The sequence below is a fragment of the Robinsoniella sp. genome, from assembly GCF_034124845.1.
This window is the reverse complement of record NZ_JAWYAJ010000530.1, coordinates 1-3,523: the sequence shown is the minus strand read 5'-3', so window position 1 is coordinate 3,523 and position 3,523 is coordinate 1. Positions and strand designations below refer to the sequence as shown.

Here is a 3,523-nt window from a genome sequence, read left to right as displayed (position 1 = left end):
TGGGTAACGGTGACAGAGGTGCCATACAATATTTGCCGCTGCTTTAGCTCTGACATAACTTTGGAGAGCTGATCAGATATACCTGTGCCTCTTCGCAGGTCGGTGTCAGCGGCAGTACCTTCCATACTGAGCACCGGGATTAAATTGCGGCAGTTTTGAAACAGATCTATGTACGCCTCGTCAATCAATGTGCCGTTTGTAAATACGGGAAAGATAATATCGGGATAGTTCCCCGCCAGGGAGAGAATATCTTTGCGAAGAAGCGGCTCACCTCCCGCCAAAAGGATAAAGGATATGCCAAGTGCATTAGCCTGTTCAAATATACTTTTCCAGTGGGAGACATCCATTTCAGTTTTCTGGTGATGGTCGCTGCACGCCCCGTCAGCCCTGGCATAACACCCGGTACAATGGAGGTTGCAGCGGGAAGCTATGCTTGCAATCAGGAAAGGGGGAATATGGATGCCTCTTTGTTCCTGTTCGGCTCTTATTTTTGCGTTTCTCGTAAGCTGAGGTGTGAAATCCATTATAAAGCGGCGGTTTTTCTTATCCTTAAAATAAAATGCAGCTGCAGTCCGGGCAATAGACAGGATGCCCTGATTCATAAATAAACTAATATCCATAGCGTTCCCTTTCAATGTGGTGTGCGGTAGAGCTGTTCAAATTGGTCGATGTGCTTCTCTAATAATTGCAGTGCCTCTGCTTCCAGTTCGGGATGATTATCATACTGGTTGATCAGCAGAAAGATGGGAGAATAAAAATTAAGTGCCAGAATCTTTGGATCCAACTCTTTAAAATATTTTCTTTTGACCATTTCTCCGAACAGCTGGGTTTGAAAATCCAGGGGCAAGCGGAAGAAAAACGAATGAAAAGTTTCACCCGCCTTGGTGCTTTTAAACTGTTCTATGGTTAACATACGTCGGAATTTAGAAGCTTCTTCGGATTTTAACCAGAATAAAAACATGGACTTTGTCATTTCTTTTAAAGGGTTAAGACCATTTTTAATATAGGCTCCTGCCACCTGGGACAGATCACCGTCGGGAATATGAAATTCCTGGGCTACAATGGCATACTGTCCTTCAATCCGTTTGATAATGGTATCAAATATATCCTGTTTGTTTTTAAAATGCCTGTAGAGGGCACTTTCACGGATACCAACAGCTCCCGAAATCTCCCGTACAGATACACCATCATATCCATGATCAGAAAACAGGCGCAGTGCTTCCTGCAGGATCAGTTCTTTTGTATTACGTTTTGGCATGGTACTCCTTTCTGATAAAAAAAGTTAACGTTTGTTTACTTAATGATATTATAGTTAACAAGCGTTCACATGTCAAGAGAAAAATTTGACCAAAATTTTGCCCCCAATTTTCCTTAAGCTATTTATAAATTTACAAAATCTAAGAAAGATTTTCTGTAACAGTTCATGCTGTTTGAACGGATACGATTTTCTGAAAATCATTTTCACAAAATGGATTTACCGTATTGACGTCCTCCGCTTTCTGTGATATATTACAACTAATTTAGAGCAATGGCTTTATGCCTGCTGCATCTTAGAAAGAACGAGGTGTCTGTAAGAATATGATTATTTGAGGACTGAATGAAACTTATGAAAAGTAAATGGAAAATGAAGGCTAAGATAAAATTAGTCTTGTTTGTTGTATTTACTCTGTTCAGTCTGAATCTATGCTTACGGATCATTTTTGATAATATTGAACAAGCTACAAAGCAAACCAGTACTCTTTCAGTTTGATAAGGGTATCGGATAGTTTGTATTACAGGTGCATTTTGCCTGCTTGTTTTCGTATGCTGATTTCCCTGCTGAACAGAGTGTTTAGGAGGGATTTTTTTGTTATTAAAAGTACAGAATTTAAAAAAAGGCTATGGGATTCAGGAGTTGTTCTGCATAGACCGGCTAACCATTGAAGAAGGAGACCGTATTGGACTGGTGGGTTTAAACGGTGCAGGAAAAAGTACGCTACTGCATATCCTGAATGGAAGTGAACGTGCAGATGAAGGAGAGATTAACAGATACTGTGATATTGCCATGATTGAACAGTGTCAGGAAGAGGCGGATGATCAGCACAATCTGCTTGTCAGCCCCCTGCTTCTCAGCCGGATGCAGATAAAAGATTCTGCCTGCAAAAGCGGCGGAGAGAAGACAAGACAGGCAATCGCAGCGGCTTTATCCCAGGGGAGCGGGCTTCTGTTTGCAGATGAACCAACAACCAATCTGGATGTGAAAGGGATAGAAACGCTGGAAAAAATGCTTATGGGATACCGGGGCGCCTTTGTATTGATTTCCCATGACCGGTATCTGCTGGACAAAGTATGTACCTCGATCTGGGAGATTGAGGAGGGGAAACTTCGTGTGTTCCCAGGGCGCTATTCTCAGTGGAAGGAGCAGAAAGAACGGGAACGGGAATTTGCAATGTTTGAATTTGAGCAGTACCAGCAGGAGCGTAAAAGGATCACGATTGCCATGAATCAGGTGAAGAATGAAGCATCCCAGATGTTAAAACCACCAAAGCAGATGGGGCACAGTGAGTGGATGCTGTATAAGGGTGTGGCGAGAGAACAGCAGAAAAATGTTCAGAGCAGAGGCAAAGCCATGGAAAAACGCCTGGAAAAGCTGGAGGTCAAAGAAAAACCGAAAGAACTGGCGCCTGTGTGATGCGGCTGGGCATGGATAATCCATTGTCTGGGAAGACAGCAGTGAGAATACAGGGGCTGACGGTCCAGTATGGGAAGAAGATGGTTCTAAATGAAGCAGATCTGACATTGAAGGCAAATAAATGTACCGTTTTGATGGGGGAAAATGGAACCGGAAAGTCTACGCTGATTAAAAAGATTATGGAACATCATCCTTCTGTATATTTGAATCCGGATGTTAAAATCGGTTATTTTTCACAGGAACACGAAACACTGGATATCAATAAGACCGTTTTGGAAAATGTAAGGGCTGACTCTAATTTAAAGGAGCATGTGATTCGCTGTATTCTGGCAAATCTCTATCTTACTGAACAGCATATTCATAAACCGGTCTCCGTATTATCAGGGGGAGAACGGGCGAAAGTAATGCTGGCAAGGCTGATGGCTTCTGATGTGAATGTATTAATCCTGGACGAACCTACGAACCATATTGATATGTATACTGCAGAAGCGCTGGAAGGATTGCTGGATAAGTGGGAAGGGACCATGCTGATCGTCACCCATGACAGAAGTCTGGCTAAAAACACGGCGGACCGATTGGTATTTCTGGAGAAAGGAAAATTAGAGACATTCGAGGGAAACTGGGAAGCGTATGAGCAGGAAAAAGAACGTGCATCCAAACCGAAAGAAGTGCTGCAGCTTGATAAAACACTGCTGAGTATGAAGATGGCAGAACTGAGTATGCGGCTGCGCAAGCCAAAAAAAGGTGATAATGTGCTGAAATTAAAGGAAGAGCTGGATCAGGTTACGGAGGCTTATTATCAGGTAAACCAATAAACTGCAAAAAAGTTGCAAAAAGCTCCAAAAAGCTCAA

Annotated in this window: 4 protein-coding genes; 2 read left to right on the top strand and 2 right to left on the bottom strand. The window is 42.6% G+C overall.

The window, feature by feature from the left end; genetic code table 11:
• Positions 1-620 (bottom strand): radical SAM protein (locus tag ACH2DQ_RS26380; protein WP_395028657.1); only part of this gene is annotated, 620 nt, incomplete at its 3' end.
• A gap of 11 nt (positions 621-631) precedes the next feature.
• Positions 632-1,258, bottom strand: coding sequence for a TetR/AcrR family transcriptional regulator (locus tag ACH2DQ_RS26375; protein ID WP_394914287.1), 627 nt, complete (start codon positions 1,256-1,258; stop codon positions 632-634).
• 588 nt (positions 1,259-1,846) lie between these two features.
• Between ACH2DQ_RS26375 and ACH2DQ_RS26370 the strand changes: the two genes are divergently transcribed.
• Entirely contained in the window at positions 1,847-2,671 is an 825-nt protein-coding gene (locus tag ACH2DQ_RS26370; RefSeq protein WP_395028656.1) for an ATP-binding cassette domain-containing protein, read from the top strand.
• 11 nt (positions 2,672-2,682) lie between these two features.
• Complete coding sequence (locus tag ACH2DQ_RS26365; protein ID WP_395028655.1) at positions 2,683-3,486, top strand: ATP-binding cassette domain-containing protein; 804 nt, start codon at positions 2,683-2,685, stop codon at positions 3,484-3,486.
• Positions 3,487-3,523: the final 37 nt, after the last annotated feature.